The 22,449-nt window shown below is 65.1% G+C and carries 19 protein-coding genes; 7 read left to right on the top strand and 12 right to left on the bottom strand.

Going from position 1 to position 22,449, the window contains the following annotated elements:
- Positions 1–38 precede the first annotated feature (38 nt).
- From BUE39_RS13740 to BUE39_RS13775, 8 genes are all read right to left on the bottom strand, one after another.
- The gene (locus BUE39_RS13740) at positions 39–869 is read right to left on the bottom strand and encodes a phosphogluconate dehydrogenase C-terminal domain-containing protein (protein ID WP_073429209.1); all 831 of its coding nucleotides are present in this window, start codon (positions 867–869) and stop codon (positions 39–41) included.
- A gap of 43 nt (positions 870–912) precedes the next feature.
- A complete protein-coding gene (locus BUE39_RS13745; protein ID WP_073429210.1) occupies positions 913–2,283 on the bottom strand; it encodes an MFS transporter in 1,371 nt (456 codons plus the stop codon).
- A 10-nt stretch (positions 2,284–2,293) separates the two neighbouring features.
- Positions 2,294–4,294, bottom strand: coding sequence for a D-apionate lactonase (apnL, locus tag BUE39_RS13750; protein WP_073429211.1), 2,001 nt, complete (start codon positions 4,292–4,294; stop codon positions 2,294–2,296).
- Complete coding sequence (locus BUE39_RS13755) at positions 4,291–5,382, bottom strand: Gfo/Idh/MocA family protein (RefSeq protein WP_073429212.1); 1,092 nt, start codon at positions 5,380–5,382, stop codon at positions 4,291–4,293. The genes apnL and BUE39_RS13755 overlap by 4 nt, the downstream gene beginning before the upstream one ends.
- 21 nt (positions 5,383–5,403) lie before the next feature.
- Positions 5,404–6,471: an ABC transporter permease gene (locus BUE39_RS13760; protein ID WP_073429289.1), complete on the bottom strand. Its 1,068-nt coding sequence runs from the start codon at positions 6,469–6,471 to the stop codon at positions 5,404–5,406.
- Positions 6,472–6,539: 68 nt separating this feature from the next.
- Complete coding sequence (locus BUE39_RS13765) at positions 6,540–8,102, bottom strand: sugar ABC transporter ATP-binding protein (RefSeq protein WP_073429213.1); 1,563 nt, start codon at positions 8,100–8,102, stop codon at positions 6,540–6,542.
- Positions 8,099–8,755, bottom strand: a complete 657-nt coding sequence (locus BUE39_RS13770) for a DUF2291 family protein (protein WP_073429214.1) — start codon at positions 8,753–8,755, stop codon at positions 8,099–8,101. Before BUE39_RS13770 ends, BUE39_RS13765 begins: the two co-directional genes overlap by 4 nt.
- A gap of 60 nt (positions 8,756–8,815) precedes the next feature.
- Positions 8,816–9,754: a D-ribose ABC transporter substrate-binding protein gene (locus tag BUE39_RS13775; RefSeq protein WP_073429215.1), complete on the bottom strand. Its 939-nt coding sequence runs from the start codon at positions 9,752–9,754 to the stop codon at positions 8,816–8,818.
- Between the two features lie 478 nt (positions 9,755–10,232).
- On the opposite strand from BUE39_RS13775, the gene BUE39_RS13780 reads away from it, so the two are divergent.
- The 3 genes from BUE39_RS13780 to BUE39_RS13790 all read left to right on the top strand — a co-directional run bounded on the left by BUE39_RS13780 (position 10,233) and on the right by BUE39_RS13790 (position 13,791).
- Positions 10,233–11,552: an MFS transporter gene (locus BUE39_RS13780; RefSeq protein ID WP_073429216.1), complete on the top strand. Its 1,320-nt coding sequence runs from the start codon at positions 10,233–10,235 to the stop codon at positions 11,550–11,552.
- A gap of 80 nt (positions 11,553–11,632) precedes the next feature.
- Entirely contained in the window at positions 11,633–12,604 is a 972-nt protein-coding gene (locus BUE39_RS13785) for a dihydrodipicolinate synthase family protein (protein ID WP_073429217.1), read from the top strand.
- Positions 12,605–12,705: 101 nt separating this feature from the next.
- The gene (locus tag BUE39_RS13790; protein ID WP_176035793.1) at positions 12,706–13,791 is read left to right on the top strand and encodes a LacI family DNA-binding transcriptional regulator; all 1,086 of its coding nucleotides are present in this window, start codon (positions 12,706–12,708) and stop codon (positions 13,789–13,791) included.
- Positions 13,792–13,824: 33 nt separating this feature from the next.
- On the opposite strand, the gene BUE39_RS13795 is transcribed toward BUE39_RS13790, so the two are convergent.
- Positions 13,825–14,733 (bottom strand): LysR family transcriptional regulator, encoded by a 909-nt coding sequence (locus tag BUE39_RS13795; protein WP_073429218.1) that lies wholly within the window; start codon positions 14,731–14,733, stop codon positions 13,825–13,827.
- A gap of 129 nt (positions 14,734–14,862) precedes the next feature.
- Between BUE39_RS13795 and BUE39_RS13800 the strand changes: the two genes are divergently transcribed.
- The 4 genes from BUE39_RS13800 (at position 14,863) to BUE39_RS13815 (ending at position 17,861) form a co-directional block, all read left to right on the top strand.
- Complete coding sequence (locus tag BUE39_RS13800) at positions 14,863–15,504, top strand: glutathione S-transferase family protein (RefSeq protein WP_073429219.1); 642 nt, start codon at positions 14,863–14,865, stop codon at positions 15,502–15,504.
- Between the two features lie 39 nt (positions 15,505–15,543).
- Complete coding sequence (locus tag BUE39_RS13805; protein ID WP_073429220.1) at positions 15,544–16,530, top strand: pyridoxamine 5'-phosphate oxidase family protein; 987 nt, start codon at positions 15,544–15,546, stop codon at positions 16,528–16,530.
- 241 nt (positions 16,531–16,771) lie between these two features.
- Positions 16,772–17,050 (top strand): DUF1488 family protein, encoded by a 279-nt coding sequence (locus BUE39_RS13810; RefSeq protein WP_073429221.1) that lies wholly within the window; start codon positions 16,772–16,774, stop codon positions 17,048–17,050.
- Positions 17,051–17,069: 19 nt separating this feature from the next.
- Positions 17,070–17,861, top strand: coding sequence for a phosphate/phosphite/phosphonate ABC transporter substrate-binding protein (locus tag BUE39_RS13815; RefSeq protein WP_073429222.1), 792 nt, complete (start codon positions 17,070–17,072; stop codon positions 17,859–17,861).
- 14 nt (positions 17,862–17,875) lie between these two features.
- Here BUE39_RS13815 and BUE39_RS13820 read toward each other — a convergent pair whose 3' ends face one another.
- The 3 genes from BUE39_RS13820 to BUE39_RS13830 all read right to left on the bottom strand — a co-directional run bounded on the left by BUE39_RS13820 (position 17,876) and on the right by BUE39_RS13830 (position 22,400).
- Positions 17,876–19,888, bottom strand: a complete 2,013-nt coding sequence (locus BUE39_RS13820) for an acetyl/propionyl/methylcrotonyl-CoA carboxylase subunit alpha (RefSeq protein ID WP_073429223.1) — start codon at positions 19,886–19,888, stop codon at positions 17,876–17,878.
- A gap of 90 nt (positions 19,889–19,978) precedes the next feature.
- Entirely contained in the window at positions 19,979–20,764 is a 786-nt protein-coding gene (locus BUE39_RS13825; protein WP_073429224.1) for an enoyl-CoA hydratase/isomerase family protein, read from the bottom strand.
- 28 nt (positions 20,765–20,792) lie between these two features.
- Positions 20,793–22,400: a carboxyl transferase domain-containing protein gene (locus tag BUE39_RS13830; protein ID WP_073429225.1), complete on the bottom strand. Its 1,608-nt coding sequence runs from the start codon at positions 22,398–22,400 to the stop codon at positions 20,793–20,795.
- Positions 22,401–22,449: the final 49 nt, after the last annotated feature.

Below are 22,449 nucleotides of genomic sequence, written 5' to 3' on the forward strand. Positions count from 1 at the left end.
CCTGTTTGGCAATCGGCAAGAAGGCACACGTTTTCATGTCAGGTGATCCGGCGAATGCTCTCGGCGATCTCCGCGCGGTCGAACACGTTCTTCCAGTCGTCGCGCATCAGCCGCGGCTTGCCGAATTCGATCGCCTTGTTGCACGCATCGGAGAACGCGCCTGGAATTTCGTTGAAGATCACCGCGCTCAGGATGTTCATGTGCCCGAGCAGAAAATCGCGCGCCGCCTCTTTCGGCACGCCCCGTTTCACGGTCTCGTCCATCGCTTCGCGCATCACGTACAGCAGCGTCGCGCAAATCGTTTCCGACAGGCCGGGTTCGAGCAGCGCCATCTGGTCGACGCTCAAACGATACGACCGCAGGATCGGCGCGTAGATCACCTTGGCCACGTCTTCACCGAGGTCGAACGCTTCTTCCGGGCCTTGCATCAGCGCGCTGGTGATCGACTGCTTCGCGTATGCGCCGCCGAAGAAATCGCGCCGCGCCTTCGGATCGGCTTCGTCGTTGAAAATCAGCGGATGACACGGATGCGCGACGAAATACGTGAGGTCGTCGCGCTTGGGCAGGTGGCCGGCGAACGGCGCGGCGGCGTCCAGCGTCATCACCATCGTGCCGGCCGGCAGCTTCGGCGCGATCTCGTGACTGAGCTTGCCGATCAGCGTGTCGGGCACCGCGAGGATCACCACCTGCGCGCCGTCGAGCGCGGCATCCGTTGACACGCAGTCGACGTTCAGTTCTTCCTTGAGACGCTTTTGCCCCGCCTCGCTCACCTCGACGTGCGCGACGCGGTAGTCGGACTTCAGCAGATTGCTGGTGAGGCGAAAGCCCATCTTTCCGCCGGCGCCGAACAGTGCGATCTTTTCTTTCATGGTGCGAACTCCTTGCATGGATTCATTGAAAAATTGGTGGCGATCAGCTCGAATGCGATTGCGGCTCGAGCGTGACGGGCGCGATGCCGTCGCCGGGTTTAGGCAGGCGCGCTCTGCTGCAGAACGCGAAGGCAAGCCCTGCGCTCATCAGCATCAGCACGCCGACCACGAACATCGGCGCGTGATACGAGCCGGTCGCATCCTTGACGGCGCCCGTGACATACGGCGCCATGAAGCCGGCCAGATTGCCGATGGTGTTGATCAGCGCGATACCGGCCGCAGCGGCCGCGCCCGAGAGAAAACGCGCGGGCAGCGCCCAGAAATTCGGCAGCGCGGAAAAGATCGCGCACGCGGTGACGGTGATCACGGCGACGGTCGCGGCCGGCGATTGCATGTACAGCGCGACGGGAATGCTCGCCGCGCCGATCAGTGCGGGCACGCCGATGTGCCACGCGCGCACGCCGTGCTTCGTCGCATTGCGGCTCCACAGATACAGCGCGAGCGCGGCGGGCAGATACGGAATCGCGGTGATCAAACCCTTCTGGAACACGTTGAAGTGCGTGCCGAACTGGCCTTCGAAGCCGCCGATGATCGTCGGCAGGAAAAAGGCGAGCGCGTAGAGTCCATAGATCAGGCCGAAGTACATCAGCGCGAACATCCACACGCGGCCGCTTCTGAATGCGGCTCGCGCATGCATCGAATGCTGTGTCGACGCATTGGCGCGGGCCCGTTCTTCCGCTTCGAGTTCGGCGGTGAGCCAGGTTTTCTCGGCGGCGGTCAGCCAGCGCGCCTGTGAGGGCCGGTCGGCGAGATAGAACCACGCCACCACGCCGACCACGATTGCGGGCACCGCGACGCCGAAGAACATCACGCGCCAGCCGGCCAGCCCGAAGAGGCCATGCGCCTCGATCAGCAACGCGGCCACGGGTGCGCCGATCACGATGGTCAGCGGCTGCGCGAGATAGAACAGCGCGAGAATATGGCTGCGATAGCGCGACGGCACCCACATGCTGAGGAACAGAATCGCGCCCGGGAAAAAGCCCGCCTCCGTCACGCCGAGCAGAAAGCGCAGCGTGTACAGGCCGGGAATGCTGCTAACCCACGTGAACAGCAACGCGACGATGCCCCACGACACCATGATGCGAGCGAGCCAACGACGCGCGCCGAACTTGTGCAACGCGAGATTGCTCGGAATCTCCAGCACGATGTAGCCGATGAAGAACACGCCGGCCGCGAGACCGAATTGCGCGGCGCTCAGCGCGAGGTCCTTCGTCATGCCGTTCGGGCCGGCAAACGAGATTGCCGTGCGGTCGAGAAAATTGATGAAAAACATCAGCGCGACGAACGGCACGAGGCGGATCGACACCTTGCGGATAGCCGATCGTTCGATGGGGTCCACGGTTACGGTTTGCATCTCACATCTCCTATCGGTCGCGGGCGGCAGGCATCGGCTGCCCGAAAGGTGTCGGCCCGGAAGCTATCTGCATGCAGGCGAAGGGTTTGAGCGATAACACGCTGTCGCTCACGAGGCTCAGACGGTCCACTGGAATTCGCCCGTCTTGCGCCGCGTCGAACGACGCTTCGTCGAGCGTGGATAGGCTCATGTCAGCCGCCACGCTGGCGCCGCTGAACGTCAAGCACACCGTGCGTTGATCCGCGGTGAGGTTGGCGACGATCAGGCGCATGCGTCCCTGCGCATCCCGCGCGCCGAAACACGCGACCTCACGAGGACTCGCCGCGCGGCATGGCAAGCGGGTCGCTCCGGCCATCCGCGCCATCGCGGCGGCGACATGAAACATCGGATAGCGCGCTGGAGCGGACGCGGCATCCACCAGGCCGCGCGGCCCCGTCAGCGCGCCGAGGGTCAGGCATTCGAGCGCCGCGCCTTCGAGCGCCGTTGCGTAACCGGCCAGCCACGCCGCGCCGAACAGACCGCGCTGACGCGGGTCGTCGCCGGCCATCGCCACGCGCTCGCCGCGCGGATTCGGCATCACGCGCGAACCGTACGGGTTCTGCCGCATGCCGATCGAGACCGGGCCGATCGCATACGGCTGCGCGCCAATCAGCGCGCGACAGGAACGCGTGATGTGCGGAATCGCTTCGAGCGTTTGCATGACGCTGCGGTCGTCGGCTGCGTGAACGATGGGACAGGTTGCATGCGTGACCCAATCGACCCGTTCCAGCGGCGGGCGCTTGCGATTGAGTTCCGTGAAGTAGCTCAGCATGCCGCCGCCTAGACGCAAGCCGGGAAACGCGCGGCGTGCCGCGCGGTAAACCTCGTCGAGCGGCGGGCACGGCGGGCTGATGCTCCCCGGCGGGTTCGACTGCCGGTGCACGGACGGACTAACGACAATGCCTGTCAACTCGAGTCCGGCTTCCTGAATCCGCGCCGCGATCCATTGCAATTCCTCTTCAGGCGCGGCCACGCCGGGCAGCGCGCATTCGAGCACCGCGGGGATTGCGGCGCGGCGTTGCAGTTGCGCGAACCGCGCGAATTCGGCGGCACCGTGACCGGCGACGGGATCGAAGTGCAGCGTCAGGCGCTGCGGCGCGAGTTCGGCCAGCAATGACAGATTGGCAAGCGTCGCGTCGATCTCGTCGGGCGCTATCGCCACGCCGAGTTTGGGCATCGGCTCGTCGATGCCGCGCAAGTCGATCAGGATTTCGCCGTGGCGTGGCGACAGCGCCGCTACCGCGTTCAATTGGGGCGGCGCACCGTCCACTTCGACACGTATCGACTGCTCGCTCGTCGAGCCCTTTTCGATCGTATAGGGCCACGGCAGTTCGAGCGGGCGCGAGTAGGTCTTGAACGATGCATCCGACCAGTTGCGTTGGTCCTCCATCTCGAACACGTCGCCGGTGAAAGCGCAGCGCACCGTTGCGCCGGACGCAAGCGCATTTTCGATCGCGCGGATGTGCTTGAACGGTTGCCACGGATCGATCGACGCGGGGAACGACGATGTCTCGATCGTGCCGTCGTCGTGCGTGACGCGCGCCGCCGCGCCCGCGATGCCCTCGATCGGATGCAGAACCACGAAGCCGCAGCGCGCCGCGAGAAAGTCCGTTTGCGCGGTGGCCCGGGCGCTGCATTCGAACGCAGCGTCGGCGTCGCATGCAATCAGGACCGTGTAGGTCAGTACATGGCCTTCGGGATTGACACAGCGCGCGGCGTACGAGACACGGAAGCCCCGCGCATGCGAGTCGATTTCGACGTCGCGAATCTCCGGCCGGCAAGTGCCCCAATCCCGATCGCGCACGAGCCAGCTAATCGCACGAACGACTTCGGTGCCGCCGTGGCGAATCTCGCGCAACGCGCCGTCGATGAAAAGCGCCGACCACGGGCCGGCCGTCAGCGTCTGCGCTGTTGGCTCGATCTGCGAGGTGCCGTAGTAAATATTCGCAAGCGTGCGATCACGGCTATTCATCGCGGCACCGCATCGGAGGAACTGAACGTGAGCGCATGCGCTGCCTCGTCGAGCGAATTCAACGCGACCGTTCGGCCTTCACGCGCGGAAAGGTATGCAGCCTCGACGAGCGCAAGCGTCTTCAGATTGTCGCGGCCGCTCGTTTGCGGTTCGCTTCCGTTGTTAAGGCACGCGATCCAGTGACGCTGAATGTTCAGCACGCTGCCCTGAATCGCCTCCCACGGCGCGCTGGCCCAGGCCAACGGCGGCGGCGCCACCGTTTCGGTGCGCGTGCCGTCGCGGTTGTGAATGTCCAGCCGGTAGTCCGCCGACAGGCGCAGCGTGCCGTCCGCGCCATCCACTTCGATCAAGGTCTGCGGAAACAGCTCGCGCGCCTGGCGCGACGCGTAGCTGCAATCCACCACGCTCGTCACGCCGCTTTCGTGTGTGAGCAGCATGGTCGCGACGTCTTCACCGGCAATCGCCGGGTTCACGCGCGAGGTCGCCGCGGTGAGACGCGTTGCATCGCCGAACAGAAAGCGCGCGATGTCGAGAATATGAATGCCCAGGTCTTCCACGATGAAGCGTTCGTTTCGCGCGAGATACGGTTGCCCGCTGAATACGTCGAACGCTGAACGAAACGACACGCGGCCCCAGAACGGCGCGCCGATCGCACCGTCGCGCAGCGCGCGGCCCACGGCCTGAATCGCCGGCTGCCAGCGAAAATTTTCGTGGACCATCAGCGGCACGCCGGCGCGCTCGCATGCGGCGACCATCGCGCGCGCATCGGCGAGCGTCAATGCGAACGGCTTCTGGCAGATCGCCGCGACGCCCGCTTGCGCAGCCAACTCGACGAGCGAACGATGACTCGGCGCAGTCGTCGCGATGTCGACGAAATCCAGTTGCTCGGCGCTGAGCATCGCCGCGGCGTCCGTGTATAGACGCTCGATGCCGAACGCTTGTCCTGCCGTGTTCAGCCGCTCGCTATCGGCGTCGCACAGCGCGACGATCTCCACGCCGTCGATGTCCCGCCATGCGTGCAGATGATTGCGCGAGAAGAAGCCGCATCCGATCACCGCCCCTTTGAAGCGCTGTGCCGTTTTGTTCATTGCGTCCGTTGCATTCATCGCTCACGCTCCCGTCGCCGCCTGCTTCTGCAACGCGAAGCGCTGCTGCACCCGCCGCTGGATCTGATCGACCACCACCGCCGCGACGATCACCACCCCCTTGATGACGGTCTGCCAGAACGAGCTGACGCCCATCATCACGAGCCCGTCCGACAGAATGCCGATCACGAACGCGCCGATGATCGTGCCGCCGATCCTGCCGCGCCCGCCCGACATCGACGTGCCGCCCAGCACGGCCGCGGCGATCGCGTTGAGCTCGAACGTCTCGCCGCTCAACGGATGCGACGCGACCAGTTCCGACGAAATGATCAGCCCGACAATCGCCGCGCAAAAACCCGAGAACATATAGACGAACATCTTCACGCGATTCACGCGCACGCCGGAGAGTTGGGCCGCGCGCTCGTTGCTGCCGATCGCGTAGATCTGCCGCCCGAGCGGCGTGCGTGCCGCGAGATAGGCCGCGAATGCGCCGACCACGACGAGCAGCCAGATCGTGAGAGGCATGCCGAGAAGGGATGAACTGCCGAGAAGCGGAAAGCCGGTGGTGCCGTAATCCGGATTGCCGGTCAGGTTGGGGAACGTCTCGCCGCCCGACGACAACAAGGCCGCGCCGCGCGCGATATACAGCGTGCCGAGCGTGGCGATGAACGGCGCAACGTTCAGCCGCGTGATCAGCAAGCCGTTCACCGCACCGACCGCGACGCCCGACAACAGCACGACGCCGATCACCTCGGGCACGCTCAGATAGAGCGTGTAGCTGCTGCCGAGCGGAATGCCGTTGAGAATCAGCCCGCCCGCGATCATTCCCGACAGGCCGACGATCGAGCCGACCGACAGATCGATGCCGCCCGCCACGATGACGAAGGTCATGCCGATCGCGAGAAACGCGTTCAGCGCTACGTGACGCGACATGATCAGCAGATTCTCGATGCTCAGAAAGTTGTGCGCCGCGAACGAAAAGAAAATGACGACGGCAAAGAGCGCGATGAACGTGCGCAGCTTGAGCAGCAGTAAAAGCGGCGCTTCACCGAGGGTCGCGCCGGGCGCGGCGCTTTTGATCGCTACGGTCATGAAAAAGGTCTCCAGTCGTTCGGTCGGGCCTGCGTGTCTGGTTTGCATCATCTGCGTCACAATTCGCGTCATGCAGCGGCCAGTTGTCCGCTTGCATGCGCGTCGACGCGGTGTCCAATCGCCGATGCCGCGACGAGCGCATCCTGCGTGGCTTCGCTTGCATCGAATTCGGCCGTGATGCGCCCGTTCGACATCACCAGAATGCGATCGGACAGCGCCATCACTTCTTCCAGGTCGGACGTGACGAACAGAATGCCGAGCCCCTTCACGGCGAGATCGCGCATCACCTTGAAGATGTCCGCCTTCGCACCCACGTCGATGCCGCGGCTCGGCTCGTCCATCAGCAAGACCTTGGGCGCCGTCATCAACGCGCGTGCGATGACGACCTTTTGCTGATTGCCGCCGGAGAGCGAACTGACCGGCAGATGCCAGTCGGCCACCTTGATCGCCAGATCGCGGATGAAACGCGTGACGGCGTTGTGCTCGCGCTGCCGCTCGATGTGAAAACCCCGCGCGAAATCGGCGAGGCTCGACAGTGTCATGTTGCTGCCGATCGACAGGATCGGCAGCAACGCATCGGCCTTGCGGTCCTCGGGAATCAGCGCGAGACCTTGTGCCACGCGCCTGGCTATCGGCTTGCCGTTCAGCGGCTTGCCGGCGAGCACGACATCGCCCGTTGCATGCGGATGACAGCCGAGAATGCATTCGAAGAGTTCGGAGCGCCCGGCGCCCATCAGCCCGTAAATGCCGACAATCTCGCCCGTGTGCAGCGACAGCGAGACGTGATCCACGAGCAGGCCGGCTCCCTTGCGCGGCAGCGATACGTCATGCACGCGCAGCACTTCGGCGCCGCGTTCATGTCCGATGGGGCGCGAAAAATCCTTCGTCTCGCGGCCGACCATCTGCCGCACGATCCACGGCACGTCCACCTCGTTCATCGGTTGATGACCGGTAATGCGGCCATCGCGCAACACGGTGATGTAGTCGCCGATACGGATCAGCTCTTCGAGCCGGTGCGAGATATAAACAATCGCGACGCCATGCGATTTCAGATCGGCGATCACCTGAAACAGCACCTCGACTTCGGCCGCGCTCAACGCCGAGGTCGGCTCGTCGAGAATCAGGATGCGCGCGTCGTGCGCGAGCGCCTTGGCGATTTCGACGAGTTGCTGCTGACCGATGCGCAGATCCTCGACCAGCGTGTCGGGGCTCACGTCGAGTTCGAGGCGTTCGAGCAGTTCGCTCACTTTGCGGCGCTGCGCGCCGGCGTCGATGTCGATGCCCGCACGCGTGATTTCGTGCGCAATGAAGACGTTCTCCGCGATCGACAGATTCGGGAACAGGTTGAGTTCCTGAAACACGATGCCGATGCCGTGACGCAGCGCATCCGAACTGCTCGCGAGTTCGATCGGCTGGCCGTCGAGAAGCAAGCGCCCCGTGCTGGGTTGCTCCGCGCCGGCAATGATCTTCATCATGGTCGACTTGCCCGCGCCGTTTTCTCCGACGAGCACGTTGACCGCGCCGCGCCGCACGCTGAAGCTCGCTTCCTTCAATGCGACCGTGCCCGGATACACCTTCGTCACCGCCTCGACCTGAAGGATCACGTCGTTGTCCACGGCGGCCGCGCTCATGGCTTGCTCCCGAGCGCGAGGGCGAGCGGCACCACTTCCGGCTGCTCGCTCGCGCCGTCGTAGGAGAACGCGCCGGTGACCGTGATCGGCTGCCCTTTCAGGTCGGCGCGCGGCAACGGCTTCATCACATGCGCCGCCGCGTAGGCATTGAGCGCGGTGCCGAACCGCGCGTATTCGATCTGGTTGCGAAAATCCGCGAACGAGACGAAGTCGAGCGAATCGCGCAGCGTCGTACCCAGCACCGTCGGGCCGATATCGACGATCACGTCGGCCTTGCCGTCGCCGTCCGTATCGACGCCGACGGTGCCCTGACTCGAATCCGTATCGACCGACACGATGGTGCCTTGCACCCTGGTCGGGAAATTCCAGGGCGCGCTATCGTCCTTGCCCCGGTAGCCATATTTTTTGCCGGCCGCGTCGGGGTCGGCCTTGATCGCGTCGAGCAGCACCTTGATATCGGTCGCGCGCTTCTCGACGCTCGGCACCACTTTCGTGCTCCACATGGAGGCCACCATCGCGTTCGGATCGTAGCCCGCCGACGCGTAGGCATCGCGCGGCGCCTTCGACGCCTGGGCATCGTGCTTGACGAGTTTGCAGCCGGACAGCGCACCGCCCGCGACCAGCAGAATGGCCGCGTATACAGAAGCTCTCATGGGTGTCCTCATTCCACGCCGGAGGAAAACCGGGGGACGTGTCGCCCCCGGCAACAGGCTTTAGCGCAGCGCGAACATGTCGAGCTTGCCGGCGTTCGCCTTGGTAATCAGCGAGCAGTTGATCAACTGCTTTTCGGGCTTGCCGGTCGAACCGGTCTTCATGTATTTGTCGGCCTGCTCGACGGCTTCCGTCGCCGCCTGCGCCGCGGGTTGCAGCACCGTCGCGCGGATGTCGTTGCGCATGATCGCGTCGCGCACGTCGTTGCTGCCGTCGAAGCCGACCACGATCACGTCGCTGCGTTTGGCCGCCTTCAATGCCGCCGAGGCGCCCATCGCCATCGTATCGTTGCCCGCGATCACGCCTTTGATATCCGGGTGGCTCTGCAAGATGGTCTCCATCACGCGATACGCCTCGGTCTGACTCCAGTTCGCCGACTGCCGCTCGACCATCTTCATGTTCGGGAACTGGTCGATCACATCGTGATAGCCCTTCGAGCGGATGCCCGCGTTGATGTCGGCTTCACGTCCGACGAGTTCGACGTAGTTGCCCTTCTCGCCGAGCGCCTTGACGAACGCGCGGCCGCCGAGCTGCGCGCCCTGGTAGTTGTTCGACACGATTTGCGACACCGCGATACCCGTCGCGTTGATTTCGCGGTCGATCAGGAAAGACGGAATGCCCGCGGCCTTCGCCTTGCGCACCGCCGCGATCGACGCCTCTGAACCGGCGTTGTCGAGAATGATCGCCTTCGCGCCGCGGGCGATCGCGGTGTCGATGAGATTGGACTGCTTGTTGGCGTCGTCGTCGTGCACCAGCACGATCGTGTCGTAGCCGAGCGCCTTGGCGCGCGCGTTGGCGGTGTCCGCTTCGGCCTTGAAAAATGGATTGTCGTGCGAGGGGGTAATGATCGCGATCAGGTTGGCCGCGTGTGCGGCGCCCGTCGCGGTGAAGAGCGTAATCGCGGCAGCGGCGAGCGCGACCCAGCGTTTTGAGGCCTTCATCGTCTGTCTCCTTTTATGTACGTCTGTGCACTGCAAAACCAGTCGCGGACGATGCGTTCTTATCTTTTTCGCGCTCGTCACTTATGCCGTCATGAGGTCATCATACCAGCTAGATTTGCCGTTGGAATGATGATCTCGCCAGGGGTTTTCGCCAGGATTTGCAGGGCTTGGAGGGAATGCCGGATCGGGCCGCGGACGTCCCGGTATGCCGGTGTTTACCCGCTAAACATGCGCGAAGGCTTGCATCTCTTCGTCGGCGCGACTAAAAATGTAAGCGCTATCATTTGTGAACTTGCTCGGAAGTAGCCTACTTAATGCAAAAACAAAGCTGCAATCGACGGCCAAATGTAAGCGCTACCGGTTTGTGCCTGGCCACCGTGCGCGCGCACCCGACACCCAGGCAACTTCTCCCGCCCGGCAACGCATCGGCGCGGTCCGCCCTACTTCAACCGAAGACATGAAACGGAGACAAACGGTCATGAGCACACCCCCGAGCCTCGAGCAGGCGCCGCCGACAATCCGCCGCGCGCAGATCGTGGCGCTCACGCTGCTGATGGTGAGCGGCATCGTCAACTATCTGGACCGTGGCACGCTCGCGGTCGCCAATCCGCTGATCCGGCACGACCTCGGTCTCTCGCTCGGACAGATGGGGCTGCTGCTCTCCGCGTTCTCGTGGAGCTATGCGCTGTTCCAGTTGCCGGTGGGCGGCCTCGTCGACCGGATCGGACCGCGCAAGCTGCTCGGCATCGGGCTGATCGTCTGGTCGCTCGCGCAGGCGGCCGGCGGCTTCGTCTCGACCTTCGGCTGGTTCATCCTCGCGCGGATCGCGCTCGGCATCGGCGAGGCGCCGCAGTTTCCGTCGGCGGCACGCGTGGTCAGCAACTGGTTTCCGCTGCGCGCGCGCGGCAAGCCGACCGGCATCTTCAACTCGGCGTCGCCGCTCGGCACGGCGCTCGCGCCGCTCTGCCTGTCGCTCCTCGTGGTGCATCTGAACTGGCGTTGGGCCTTCATCGTGACGGGCGTGGCGGGTCTGATCGTGGCGGCCGTATGGCTCGCGGTGTATCGCGACCCGGTCAAGGCCACCATGACCGAAGCCGAACGCCACTACCTCGAAGGCGACGACGCGGACCTCGAACCGGCGCCCGCGCTCACGTTCGCCGACTGGCGCTCGTTGTTCTCGCACGGCACCACGTGGGGCATGCTGATCGGCTTCTTCGGCTCGGTGTATCTGAACTGGGTGTACCTCACATGGCTGCCGGGCTATCTGACGATGGAGCGCCACATGAGCCTGATGCATACGGGCGTCGCGGCATCCATACCGTTTTTCTGCGGCTTTCTGGGCGCGCTCACGGCCGGCTGGTTTTCCGATCTCATCACGAGCCGCAGCGCGAGCCCGGTCGCGAGCCGCCGCAATGCGGTGGTGATCGCGATGCTCGGCATGGTCGCGTTCACGATTCCGGCGGCGCTCGTGCAGAGCAACACCATCGCGATCGTGTGCATCTCGGTGGTGATCTTCCTCGCGAACGCGGCCTCCGCGAGTTCCTGGGCGCTCGCCACCGCCGCCGCGCCGCCCAACCGCGTCGGCTCGCTCGGCGCGATCCAGAATTTCGGCGGCTTTCTGGGCGGTGCGCTCGCGCCGATCCTGACCGGCTACATCGCGCAGACCTGGTCGTTCGTGCCCGCCCTGCTGACCGCCGCCGGCATCGCGTTTATCGGCGCGATGAGCTATCTGCTGTTCGTGCGCAAGCCGATCGAGGACCAGCCCGCTGCCGGCGAAGCCGTGCAAGCGCCTGCGTGAACGCGCCTGCCGCTGCCGCTGCCGCTGTCGTTGCCGCTGTCGTTGCCGAATAACCGAATTCTTTACTGGAGATCAACAGCATGACCAACACCAAGCAAACCACCGCTTCAGTCGAAGGCATCGTCCCCGTGATGCTGACGCCGTTCGACGACGCCGGCGCAATCGACTACGCCGGGCTCGAACGTCTGATCGAGTGGTATATCGCGCACGGCTCGGACGCGCTGTTCGCCGTCGCGCAGTCGAGCGAGATGCAGTTTCTGACGCTCGCGGAACGCGGCGCGCTGGGACGCTTCGTCGTCGAGAAAGTCGCGGGCCGCATGCCTGTCGTGGTGTCCGGCCACATCAGCGACGACCCCGACGCGCAGGCCGAGGAACTGAGCGTCGCCGCGTCGACCGGCGCGCAAGGCGTCGTGCTCGTGACGAACCGGCTCGATCCCGATCGCGAGGGAACCCACGCGTTCGCCGCGAACCTCGAACGGCTCCTCGCGCGCCTGCCGTCCGATATGCCGCTCGGTCTGTACGAATGTCCGGCGCCGTATCGGCGTCTGCTTTCCGACGACGAGTTGAAGATGTGCATCGACACCGGCCGCTTCATCATGCTGAAGGACGTGAGCTGCGATCTCGCGACCGTGAAGCGCCGCGTCGCGCTCGCGCAGGGTTCGCCGCTGAAGATCCTGAACGCGAACGCGGCCATCGCATGGGACGCGATGAAGGCCGGCTCGGCGGGTTTCAACGGCGTCTTCACGAACTTTCATCCCGATCTGTACAACTGGCTGCGCAACGATGCGGCGCGAGACCCGGCGCTCGCGGAGGAACTCGCAACGTTTCTCGTACTCGCCGCCGTATCCGAATCGCTCGGCTATCCCGCGCTCGCGAAGATGTACCACCAGCGCATCGGCACCTTCGATTCGATTCGCTGCCGCGTGATCGACTACGACGTGCGCGAACGCTTCTGGGCACTCGATGCGGTGCTCGACAAAATCGTCGCCGGCACCGAGCATTTCCGTCAGCGGATCGCGGCGCTCAACGAGGGCGAGGTTCGTGGGCTCTAGCCGGCGGAGGTTGCGCAGCACCACTCGGCGTTCCCGGCCACGCTCGCGCACACGCGGCGGTAAGATAGCGCGCGCGCCGACTCACCGTTTTCGATAATCCGATGCCCGACTCCCTCGACTCCCCGACCACCGCCCGCACCCAGACGAACCGCGCCCGCCGCAATACCGGCCGCACGGTGCTGTCCGACGTCGCGAAGCTCGCGGGCGTATCGACGGCGACCGTATCGCGGGTCTACAACGAGCCGGACAAAGTGTCGGCGAACGTGCGCGAACGCGTCGAGCAAGCCGCGCTCGCGCTGAACTGGTTCCCGAACGCGGCGGGCCGCGCGCTTGCGTCCACGCGCAGCCACATTGCCGGCATCATCATTCCGACGCTGGACGATCAGGTGTTCGCCTCGCAGGTGAGCGGCATGCAGGCCGCGTTCGCCGCGCGCGGCATCACGCTCGTGCTCGGCTGCTCGAACTACGATCCCGCGCAGGCGCTCGTGCAGGTGCGCGCGATGCTCGCGCGCGGCGTGGAGGCGATGGCGGTGGTGGGCGAGGCGCATCCGCCGGAACTGTTCGATGCGTTGCGCCTCTACCGCGTGCCGTATGCGGTCACGTATGCGTATCGCGGGGACAGCCCGCACACCTGCATCGGCTTCGACAATCACGCGGCCTACGTGGAGATCGCCGAACATCTGATCGGCCTCGGGCACCGCTCGTTCGCGGTCTGCATTCAGCCCACGCGCGACAACGATCGCGTGCAGGCGCGCGTCGCGGGCATTCGCGCGACGCTCGAACGCCACGGCCTCGCGGTGCGGCCGGAGCACATGCTCGAAGGCGAATCGACGATCGGTTTTGGGCGGCGCTGTCTGCGCGCGATCTGGCAAGCGCCCGGCGAACGCCCGAGCGCGATCATCTGCGGCAACGATCACATCGCGATCGGCGTGCTGCGCGAAGCGGAGGACCTGGGCATCGCAATTCCCGATGAATTGTCCGTGACCGGCTTCGACGATCTGGAGATCGCGAAAGAACTGCGCCCCGCGCTTACGACCATGCGTGTCGATACCTACGAGATCGGGCGGCTCACCGCGCAACATCTGCTCGACGTGCTCGACGGCAAGCATCCGCGACACGAACACGCCGGACATGAGGTGCATGCCGAATTGCAGCTCAGGCAGTCGACGGGACCGTGCAGGAGGTAGCCGCGATGCTTCACTGTCTCTGCGCGCCGCCTCTCACACCTGCGGCTCCAGCCGCTTCCTGATCACCTCGATCAACGCGCGGACCTTGGCCGTCGGGTAACGGGTGGGCGGAAACACCGCATGGATGCCCTTCGGCCTGCCGACCCACGCAGGCAGCAGACGAACCAGCCCGCCCGCCGCCACATCCGCCGTGATGGAAAAGTCGGTCAGCAAGCCAAAGCCGCCGCCCGCGAGCGTCGCCGCGCGCGCGGCATCGGCCGTATTCACCAGCAGCGCGTTCTCGCAACGCACGCTTTGCCTCGCGCCGTTCGCGCGCTGCAAATCGAGTGTCAACGGATGCGGCAGCACGGAAAGTGCGACGTGAGGCAAGGCCGCGAGCGCGGCCGGCGTTTTCGGCTTGCCCCATTTCTCGATGAAGGCGGGACTGGCGACGACCCATTTGACGAACCCGCCGATCTTCACCGCCCGGTAGCCCGAATCCGCCAATTGCCCCAGACGGATGGCGACGTCGATGCCCTCCGCGATCAGATCGACGTAATGGTCGCTGCACACGAGTTCGATGTCGAGTTGCGGATACGCCGCGCGCATCTCGACCAGCGCGGGCGTCACCACCAATGACCCGTAATCGATCGGCGCGCTCACGCGCAAGGTGCCGCGCAGCGGCGCCGATTCGCCCGACACGGCCGACAGCGCTTCCTCCGCCGCCTGCAGGATCTTGCAGCTCGCATCGTAGAACGCGCGCCCGCTCTCGGTCACGCTGAGCCGCCTCGTCGTGCGGATCAGCAGGCCCGCGCCGATCTCGCGTTCGAGCCGCTGTATATGCGTGCTGACCATCGTCTTCGTGAGCCCGAGACGCGCCGCGGCCGCGGTCAAGGAACCCGCCTCGACCACCGCGACGAAAACCGCCAGCCGGTTCAGATTGACATCTCTTAGATCCGCCATGTCGCCGATTGTCCATCTTCGATTGATTATGTTTCCCAGCTTAGCAGTCTTCTGCCCGACGCCGCATGCGGCTAAGCTTGCCTCATTCCCGCCGAACGCCATCGGCCCTTCCGATCAAGGAGCATTGCAATGCCTGCCGACAGACCCGTCCAGCCGATCCGCCTTCACACCACGCCGCGCTCCGGGCACGGGCACCGCGTCAAACTGTTCCTCGCACTGCTCGATCTGCCTTTCGAAACGATCGAACTGAACATGCGCGCGGGCGACAACCGCCGTCCTGAGTATCTGCAACTGAACCCGTTCGGCCAGGTGCCGACGATCGAGGACGGCGACACCGTGTTGTTCGATTCGAACGCCATTCTCGTGTACCTGGCGAGACGCTATGGCGACCCGTCATGGCTGCCCGATGACGCCCTCGGCGCCGCGGCGGTGCAACGATGGCTCTCGCTGGCAGCCGGACAGATCGCGTATGGACCGTGCGCGGCCCGGCTCGTCACGGTATTCGGCGCGCCGCTCGATCTGGAAACCGCGCAGAAGATCGCCGTCAAGCTGTTCGACGTGCTCGACGCGGAACTGGCCGGCAAACGCTTCGCGGCGGGAGACAACGTGACCATCGCGGACATCGCCGCCTACACCTACATCGCGCATGCGCCTGAAGGCGGCATATCGCTCGAACCGTATCCGAACCTACGCGGCTGGCTTTCCCGTATCGAAGCGCTGCCGCGCTTCATCGCGATGCCGGCGACGAAAGCCGGCCTGCTCGCCGGCTGAGCGAAAAAACCGCAGGCGTGACCACCACCGGAGTCCAATATGTCCGACGTTTCTTCCCATGCACAGCCAGGGCTGGATCTCGTCGATCCGCCTTTCCATTCCGGCGAACTGGCGGTGCAACGCCGCGCCGGCGTCGCAACGGAGGCGCAAGCGCTCGGCCGTCGCGGCATCCGCCGCTACATGCCGGACCAGCACCGGCAGTTCTTTTCGGCGCAGCCCTTCATGGTGTTCGGCGGTCTCGATGCCGACGGCCAGCCCTGGGCGACGGTGCGCGCGGCGGCGCCGGGCTTCGTGTCGTCGCCCGATGCGCGCACGCTGAGAATCGAGGGCGGGGTGCTATCCGGCGATCCGCTCGCCGGGCGCTGGCAAGCCGGCACGATGATCGGCGGCCTCGCTCTGCAGCCGCAGACGCGGCGACGTAACCGCGTCAACGGCATCGTGACCTCGGTGACGGGCGATACGGTCATGCTCGAAGTCATGCAGAGCTTCGGCAATTGCGCAAAGTACATTCAGAGCCGCGCGCCGACCTTCGTCGCGCGCGGCGCAACGGGCGCGGACACTGCCGCGCAGATTGCGACGCAACTGAGCGATGCGGACCGCGCGCTGCTGGCTAACGCGGACACCTTTTTTATCGCCAGCGCGAACGTGGCCGAAGAAGCGGGCCCGGCGCGCGGCGTCGACGTTTCGCATCGCGGCGGCATGCCGGGTTTCGTGCGCGTCGACGACGCCGTCACGCTCACCACGCCCGACTTCAGCGGCAATCGCTTCTTCAATACGCTGGGCAATCTGAGTCACGACCCGCGCGCCGGCTTGCTGTTCATCGACTTCGCGAGCGGCGATTTGCTGTACGTCGCGGCGCGCGCGGAGATCGTCTGGGACGGTTCGGAACTGGCCGATTTTCCGCTCGCGCAACGCCTCGTCCGCTTTCGCATTACCGAGGTGCGGCGCAGTCGCGAGGCGTTGCCGTTTCGCTGGTCGGAGGTCGCGTATGCGCCGCAGTTCCGATCGTCTACTCCCTCCCTGTGATGAGCTTGCGCAAACTCGCAATGGCCGAAGCGGGTTTAGGCAGCGCTTCTCCACAGGGCACGGTCGAATATCGGGGAGAAGACAAAGGCGATTACCAAGCTTGCGGGATAAAAACACCTGCCGCTTTCTATTCGTCGCTGTGAGGGACTTAACCATTTCACCGTGAATGCCGGTTTTCCAACATACCGAAAAACTGACGGCTTGTTATCCTGACCATCCAGGCGTGCAGCGGGAGAACGCTATGTCGGTCTATGTCGATGAAGGATTCAGGCCTTGTGTCACCGAACGCGCAACCGTCGCATTCCGGGTGTGCCGCGACGATCGCGCGCAAGTCTTCGAGATCAGCGCGGAGGCACTGATGGCTTTTTGCGGGGCTGCGAGCAGTCGAAGGAAAGACCTGCTCGTCGCATTCGAACACGCGCAAGGGGAAATCCTGACGGTCGCGGCGCGCAAATGGACGTTCAAGCCAACGGAGCCGGTGCGGCTCGGCCTCGACGAATTCCGAATGATTAGACATTAGCCGTGTCAGAATCGCGCCCATGACCTGGATTGCCGCCCTGCCGATGTACGACGTCACGCCCGCTCTCGCCGCCGAATGGCGCGCGTGGCTCGCCGACGTGCTGCGCATGGTCAAGCCGGCGTGCCGCATCGTCGAGCCGGACGAGGAGTTGCACGGCTTCTGGCGGCGTCCCAACCTGCTGATCTCGCAGACCTGCGGCTATCCGCTGATGCACGGCTTGCGTGAGCAGGTGCAATTGATCGCGACACCGCGTTTCGACGCACCCGGCTGCGAGGGCGCGCATTATTCGAGCGTGCTGGTAACGCGAGCGGACGCCCAATTCGACACGCTCGCGAATTGCCGCGGTGCGCGCGCCGCCTACAATCAGGACGATTCTAATAGCGGCATGAACGTGTTTCGCCACGCGGTGGCGCCGCTTGCGCGCGACGGCGCGTTTTTCAGCGCGGTGATACGCACCGGTTCGCACCTCGGTTCGTTGCGGGCGGTGGCCGAGCATCGCGCGGACGTCGCCGCGATCGACTGCGTGACGTTCGCTTTCGTCTGCGATGAAATGCCGGAGCTTGCCCGCCAGGTTCGCCGGATCGGCATGACGGCGGCAGCGCCGGGTTTGCCGCTGATCGCAGCGGATACCGTGCCGCAAGCCACCATCGAAGCATTGCGCGAGGCGCTGAACGAAGCGCTCACCACGCAGCCCGAGCGCGCGAAACGTCTGCGTTTGCAGGGCTTTTCCGCGCTACCGCTCACGGATTACGAACGGATCGAGCAACTGGAAAACGAAGCGCGCGCCGTCGGCTATACGCGCCTCGCCTGATCCGCTCCACGAAGTCATTGCATGTCGAGAACCAGAAGCTGCGCGCCGTCGGCTACCTGGTCGCCGACCGCATACAACACTTCCGACACCGTACCCGCCGCCGGCGCGCCGATCGTGTGCTCCATTTTCATCGCCTCCATCACGATCAGCGGCGTGCCCTTCTCCACCACCGTGCCCGGTTCCACCAGCACCGCGATCACCTTGCCCGGCATCGGCGCGGTCAAACGGCCTTCGTGGCCTTCGGCGTCCGCGGCATGCGCGAGCAGATTCTGCCACTCGAATGCCAGGGCTTCGCCGAGGCAGAACACATGGAACGTATCGCCGTCGATGAACACGCGGCCCGTCACGCGCGCATCGCCGAGGGTCGCGCGGAACTCGTGCCGGCCCGCGCCGCTCGACCATGTGAAGTCTTCGCGCACGCCGTCGTGTTCGAGCGTTTGCGTGCCGCCGTTGCGCGCGAAAGTGACGGTGAATGCGCTTTCGTTATCGACATCGCGCCAGCCGAGCGTTTGCGTATAGCCGCCGTTCAGGCGCCAATGCGATAACGCGTCCCACGGCGACGCGCCGTGCGCGGTGCCGCCCTCGCGCGTGAGCAAGGCGGCGCAGGCGAGCGCGAGCGCCTCCTTGAACGGCTTCCGCACCGGCGCGAACAACGCATCGTGATGACGCTCGATCAAACCCGTGTCGAGGTCGCCGGTTGCAAACGGCTCGCTCGTGACGATGCGTTGCAGGAACTCGACGTTGGTATGCGGACCGACCACCTCGCATGCACGCAGCGCGCGATTCAGACGCGCGAGCGCGTCCTCGCGCGTGGCGCCGTGGACGATCAGCTTGGCGATCATCGGATCGTAGAACGGCGTGATGGTGTCGCCTTCGCGCACGCCGCTGTCGATGCGCACCGGCGCCTTGCGGTCCGCTTCGCCCAGCGTGAATTCCACGGCCTCGGGCATGCGCAGATGCTTGAGCGTACCCGTCGACGGCAAGAAGCCGCGCGCCGGATGCTCGGCGTAGATGCGCGCCTCGATTGCATGACCGTCGATTGTCAACTGCCGCTGCGTGAGCGGCAGCGCTTCGCCGGCGGCAACGCGCAGTTGCCATTCCACGAGATCTTGCCCCGTCACCATCTCCGTGACCGGATGCTCGACCTGTAGGCGCGTGTTCATTTCCATGAAGTAGAAATCGCCCGTGCCGGTCATGATGAACTCGACCGTGCCCGCGCCGACGTAATTCACCGCGCGCGCCGCAGCCACCGCCGCCTCGCCCATTGCGCGCCTCGTTTCAGCGGGCAAGCCGGGCGCGGGCGCTTCTTCCAGCACCTTCTGGTGACGCCGCTGCACCGAACAGTCGCGGTCGAACAGATACACCGCGCCGCCGTGGCGATCGGCGAACACTTGCACTTCCACGTGACGCGGCCGCGTCAGATACTTTTCGATCAGCACGCGATCGTTGCCGAAGCTGCTCGCCGCCTCGCGCTTGCACGAGGCCAGCGCGGCGGCGAACTCCTCGCTGCGCTCGACCACGCGCATGCCCTTGCCGCCACCGCCCGCGCTCGCCTTCAGCAGCACCGGATAACCGATCGCATCCGCCTCGCGATGCAGCAACTGCGCGTCCTGATCGTCGCCGTGATAACCGGGCACGAGCGGCACCGCGGCTGCGTGCATCAGCGCCTTCGCCGCCGCCTTCGAACCCATCGCGGCGATGGCCTCGACCGGCGGGCCGATGAAGACGATGCCGGCTTTTTCGCATGCATAGGCGAAGTCTTCGTTCTCTGAGAGGAAGCCGTAGCCCGGATGCACCGCTTGCGCACCGGTTGCGCGCGCGGCCTCGATGATGCGCTCGATGCGCAGATAGCTCTCCGCCGCCGTCGCGCCGCCGATGTGCACCGCCTCGTCGCACGCGGCCACGTGTTTGGCGTCGGCGTCGGCATCGGAATACACGGCCACGCTCGCGATGCCGAGCCGCTTGCAGGTCGCGGCGACGCGGCACGCAATCTCGCCGCGGTTGGCAATCAGGATCTTGTTGAACATGAAGTGTCTCGATGAAGTGTCGGGTTCGGGGCTGTTGTCGTGCTGAGCGCCTGCGTTTGCGCCTGGGTGCGTTGCGCTCCGGTTGCGCATTCAGTCACGCCAGGCGGGCGAGCGTTTTTCGAGGAACGACGCCACACCTTCGCGGCCCTCCGCGCCGGCGCGAATGCGGGCGATGCGCGTCGCCGTGTCCTCGATCATCGCCTCGTTCAACTCCTGCCCGGCAATGTCCTGCACGAGCTGCTTGCAGGCTCGCACCGCTTGCGGGCCGTTCGCGCAGAGCGTTGCCGCGATTTGCTGGATGGTTGCGTCGAGTTGCTCCGCGCTCACCGCTTCGCTGACGAGACCCAGACGCCACGCCGTCGCGCAATCGAACTGCTCGGCCGTCGTGAAGTAGCGGCGCGACGCCTGCTCGCCCAACGCGCGGATCACATAAGGCGCGATGGTCGCCGGAATCAGACCCAGCCGCGCCTCGGACAAGCAAAAGCGCGCACTGTCCACCGCCACGACGATATCGCACGCCGCGATCAGCCCCATGCCGCCCGCGTAGGCGTCGCCGTTCACGCGCGCGATCACCGGCTTGTTGCAGCGATAGATGGACGACAGCATGTGCGCGAGCCGCATCGCATCGGCGCGGTTCTCGTCGTCCGAGTAGCCGGCCATCTTCTTCATCCAGTTCAGGTCCGCGCCCGCGCAGAACGCCTTGCCGTTCGCGGCGAGCACGACCGCGCGCACGTCGTCGCGATCGTTCAGCGCGGTGAAGGCCGAGGTCAGATCCGCGATCATCGTTTCGTTGAACGCGTTGCGCACGTCCGGGCGATTCAGCGTGACCGTGGCGACCCGGCCGTCGATCCCGAGGTTCAGCGTTTCGTATTGCATCGTTGCCGCTCCCGCGCGTGCCGCGCTATTACATTCTGAACACGCCGAAGCGCGTGTCTTCGATCGGCGCGTTCATCGCGGCCGACAAGCCGAGACCGAGCACGTCGCGCGTTTGCGCCGGATCGATCACGCCGTCGTCCCACAGGCGCGCGCTCGCGTAGTACGGATGACCCTGATGTTCGTATTGCTCGCGGATCGGCTGCTTGAACGCTTCTTCCTCTTCGGCGCTCCACGCGCCGCCCTTGCCTTCGATCCCGTCGCGCTTGACCGTGGCCAGCACCGACGCCGCCTGTTCGCCGCCCATCACCGAAATGCGCGCGTTCGGCCACATCCACAGAAAGCGCGGCGAATAGGCACGGCCGCACATGCCGTAATTGCCCGCACCGAACGAGCCGCCGATGATTACGGTGAACTTCGGCACCTTCGCGGTTGCCACCGCCGTCACCATCTTCGCGCCGTTGCGCGCGATGCCTTCGTTTTCGTATTTGCGGCCCACCATGAAGCCCGTGATGTTCTGCAGGAACACCAGCGGAATCTTGCGCTGGCAGCACAGTTCGATGAAGTGCGTGCCCTTGAGCGCCGACTCCGAAAACAGAATGCCGTTGTTCGCGATGATGCCGACCGGATGCCCCCAGATATGCGCGAAGCCCGTGACGAGCGTGGCGCCGTAACGCGCCTTGAATTCGTCGAACGCGGAATCGTCGACGATGCGCGCGATCACCTCGCGGATATCGAAGGGCTTGCGCGTATCCACCGGAATCACGCCGTACATGCTCTTCACGTCGTAGCGCGGCGGCTTCGGCTCCTGCAACGCGAGCGGCACCTGCTTCGAGCGATTCAGATTGCCGACGATGCTGCGCGCGATCGCCAGCGCATGCGCGTCGTTTTGCGCGAGGTGATCCACCACGCCGGAAAGGCGCGTATGCACGTCGCCGCCGCCCAGATCTTCCGCGCTCACCACTTCGCCGGTTGCCGCTTTCACGAGCGGCGGGCCGCCGAGAAAAATCGTCCCCTGATTCTTGACGATGATCGACTCGTCGCTCATGGCCGGCACGTAGGCGCCGCCCGCCGTGCACGAGCCCATCACGACGGCGATCTGCGGAATGTCCGCCGCCGACAGATTCGCCTGGTTGTAGAAGATGCGGCCGAAGTGATCGCGATCGGGGAATACCTCGTCCTGATTCGGCAGGTTCGCGCCGCCCGAGTCGACGAGATACACGCACGGCAAGCGGTTTTCCGCGGCGATTTCCTGCGCGCGCACATGCTTTTTCACGGTGACCGGATAGTACGTGCCGCCCTTGACCGTCGCGTCGTTGCAAACGATCACGCACTCCTGCCCCGCGATCCGGCCGATGCCGGTGATGACGCCCGCGCCCGGTGCGTCGTCGTTATACATGCCATAGGCCGCGAGTTGCGAGAACTCCAGAAACGGCGTGCCCGGATCGAGCAGTTTTTCGATGCGCTCGCGCGGCAGCAGTTTGCCGCGGCCCGTGTGTTTGTCGCGCGCGGCTTGCCCGCCGCCCAGCGCGAGCGCCTCGATCTTCGCGCGAAGGTCGGCGACCAGCGCTTCGAGCGCCGCCGCGTTGGCGCGAAAGTCGTCCGAGCGCGGATTCAGCTTTGATTCGATGATCGGCATTGCGTGGCTTCTCCCCATGCGAGGTGGTTGCTATCGCCGCTTTTTTCAG

Origin of the sequence: Paraburkholderia terricola, from assembly GCF_900142195.1 — a bacterium.
Classification (GTDB): domain Bacteria; phylum Pseudomonadota; class Gammaproteobacteria; order Burkholderiales; family Burkholderiaceae; genus Paraburkholderia; species Paraburkholderia terricola.

Bases quoted from the DNA above. Each gene is read 5' to 3' on its own strand.
- BUE39_RS13740 (WP_073429209.1), bottom strand. From the start codon at position 869: ATGAAAGAAAAGATCGCACTGTTCGGCGCCGGCGGAAAGATGGGCTTT.
- BUE39_RS13745 (WP_073429210.1), bottom strand. From the start codon at position 2,283: ATGCAAACCGTAACCGTGGACCCCATCGAACGATCGGCTATCCGCAAG.
- apnL (WP_073429211.1), bottom strand. From the start codon at position 4,294: ATGAATAGCCGTGATCGCACGCTTGCGAATATTTACTACGGCACCTCG.
- BUE39_RS13755 (WP_073429212.1), bottom strand. From the start codon at position 5,382: ATGAACAAAACGGCACAGCGCTTCAAAGGGGCGGTGATCGGATGCGGC.
- BUE39_RS13760 (WP_073429289.1), bottom strand. From the start codon at position 6,471: ATGACCGTAGCGATCAAAAGCGCCGCGCCCGGCGCGACCCTCGGTGAA.
- BUE39_RS13765 (WP_073429213.1), bottom strand. From the start codon at position 8,102: ATGAGCGCGGCCGCCGTGGACAACGACGTGATCCTTCAGGTCGAGGCG.
- BUE39_RS13770 (WP_073429214.1), bottom strand. From the start codon at position 8,755: ATGAGAGCTTCTGTATACGCGGCCATTCTGCTGGTCGCGGGCGGTGCG.
- BUE39_RS13775 (WP_073429215.1), bottom strand. From the start codon at position 9,754: ATGAAGGCCTCAAAACGCTGGGTCGCGCTCGCCGCTGCCGCGATTACG.
- BUE39_RS13780 (WP_073429216.1), top strand. From the start codon at position 10,233: ATGAGCACACCCCCGAGCCTCGAGCAGGCGCCGCCGACAATCCGCCGC.
- BUE39_RS13785 (WP_073429217.1), top strand. From the start codon at position 11,633: ATGACCAACACCAAGCAAACCACCGCTTCAGTCGAAGGCATCGTCCCC.
- BUE39_RS13790 (WP_176035793.1), top strand. From the start codon at position 12,706: ATGCCCGACTCCCTCGACTCCCCGACCACCGCCCGCACCCAGACGAAC.
- BUE39_RS13795 (WP_073429218.1), bottom strand. From the start codon at position 14,733: ATGGCGGATCTAAGAGATGTCAATCTGAACCGGCTGGCGGTTTTCGTC.
- BUE39_RS13800 (WP_073429219.1), top strand. From the start codon at position 14,863: ATGCCTGCCGACAGACCCGTCCAGCCGATCCGCCTTCACACCACGCCG.
- BUE39_RS13805 (WP_073429220.1), top strand. From the start codon at position 15,544: ATGTCCGACGTTTCTTCCCATGCACAGCCAGGGCTGGATCTCGTCGAT.
- BUE39_RS13810 (WP_073429221.1), top strand. From the start codon at position 16,772: ATGTCGGTCTATGTCGATGAAGGATTCAGGCCTTGTGTCACCGAACGC.
- BUE39_RS13815 (WP_073429222.1), top strand. From the start codon at position 17,070: ATGACCTGGATTGCCGCCCTGCCGATGTACGACGTCACGCCCGCTCTC.
- BUE39_RS13820 (WP_073429223.1), bottom strand. From the start codon at position 19,888: ATGTTCAACAAGATCCTGATTGCCAACCGCGGCGAGATTGCGTGCCGC.
- BUE39_RS13825 (WP_073429224.1), bottom strand. From the start codon at position 20,764: ATGCAATACGAAACGCTGAACCTCGGGATCGACGGCCGGGTCGCCACG.
- BUE39_RS13830 (WP_073429225.1), bottom strand. From the start codon at position 22,400: ATGCCGATCATCGAATCAAAGCTGAATCCGCGCTCGGACGACTTTCGC.